Source organism: Mesorhizobium sp. Cs1299R1N1, assembly GCF_037179655.1.
GTDB lineage: Bacteria > Pseudomonadota > Alphaproteobacteria > Rhizobiales > Rhizobiaceae > Mesorhizobium > Mesorhizobium salmacidum.
In genome coordinates this window covers 1-1,504 of the sequence record NZ_JAPYKR010000078.1, presented here as the reverse complement: position 1 = coordinate 1,504, position 1,504 = coordinate 1, and the positions used below count along the sequence as shown (strand labels likewise).

Below are 1,504 nucleotides of genomic sequence, written 5' to 3'. Positions count from 1 at the left end.
CCTAGCAGGCTGTTGAAAAAGGTGCTCGCCGCAGGTCGATGACCGTGATTCACTAATTCCGAAGAGATTCGGAGATGACACGTGCGCGGTGGCGACAATCGAACTGGCGAGTTGTTCAGCTACGTTGATCTGGAGGCGCGGGTTCGGCGGGGTCACCCGTTGCGAGCGATCCGGGCGATCGTGAACGAGGCGCTGGTCGCGTTGGAGCGGGAGTTTGCGGCGCTCTATTCGCCGATCGGGCGACCATCGATCCCGCCGGAGAAGCTGCTGCGTGCGATGCTGCTGCAGGCGTTCTACTCAATCCGCTCGGAGCGGCTGTTGATGGAGCGGCTGGAGTACGACCTCCTGTTTCGCTGGTTCGTCGACATCCGCGTCGATGAGGCGCCATGGAACCATTCGGTGTTCTCGAAGAACCGCGACCGGTTGCTGGAAGGCGACATCGCAGCGAAGTTCTTAGGCGCGGTGCTGGCGCAGCCCAGGGTGAAGAAGCTCCTGTCCACCGACCACTTCTCGGTCGACGGCACGCTGGTCGAGGCGTGGGCGGCCATGAAGAGCGTCAAGCCGAAGGACGGCTCGGGCGAGCCACCGGCTCCAGGCGGCGGGCGCAACGCCGAAGCGGACTTCCATGGCCAGAAACGGTCGAACGACACGCATGCCTCGACCACCGATCCGGATGCGAGGCTCTACCGCAAGGGGCAAGGCAAGGAGACGAAGCTGTGCTTTATGGGGCATGGGCTGATGGAGAACCGCCATGGCCTGGTAGTCGACGCCTGCCTGACGCTGGCCGACGGGCATGCCGAGCGGGTGGCAGCGCTGCATATGATCGAGCCTCGTGCCGACCGGCCACAAACGATCACGCTCGGCGCCGACAAGGCCTATGACGCGGAGGACTTCGTCAACGAGTTGCGCTCGATGAAGGTGACGCCGCACGTAGCGCAGAACACGAGCGGCCGCGGCTCGGCGATCGATCGCCGCACGACCCGGCACGGCGGCTATGCCGTCAGCCAGCGCATCAGGAAGCGCATCGAGGAGGCGTTCGGCTGGATCAAGACGGTCGCGGGGCAAAGAAAGACCAGGTTCCGCGGCCGTGACCGCGCCGGATGGGCATTCACCTTCGCGGCCGCCGCCTACAATCTGGTACGGCTACAGAAGCTCGTGGCGGTGCCGACATGAGCGCGCCGGCTGGCTGCCAGCTGACCGGCAGCTGGCGTATCGTCGAGGCCGACCTGTGGGATCGCGGCTATCTCGACCTCAGCGGCCCTGCCACCATCACCATAGGGGATGACAACAACGGCGAGATCGCCTTTGGCGCCCTGCAAGCCGGTCTTGATCTGAGCTACAGCCCCTCGATGCTCTTCTTCACCTGGGCCGGCTGCGACGAAATGGACGAAGTCACCGGTGACGGCTCCGCCGAACTGCTCGAAGACGGCTCGATCGAAATCACCTTCGCCTACCATAACGGCGACGAGGCCATCCTCAAGGCCAAGCGCTACACTTCTTCAAC

The 1,504-nt window shown here is 64.2% G+C and carries 2 protein-coding genes; both read left to right on the top strand.

The genetic code is table 11. The annotated features are described in order from the left end of the window. Positions 1–81 precede the first annotated feature (81 nt). The gene (locus O7A70_RS33730) at positions 82–1,173 is read left to right on the top strand and encodes an IS5 family transposase (protein ID WP_337144191.1); all 1,092 of its coding nucleotides are present in this window, start codon (positions 82–84) and stop codon (positions 1,171–1,173) included. Beyond that, positions 1,170–1,504: hypothetical protein (locus tag O7A70_RS33725; protein WP_337144190.1), on the top strand; the 335-nt coding region annotated here is incomplete at its 3' end. The genes O7A70_RS33730 and O7A70_RS33725, both read left to right, overlap by 4 nt.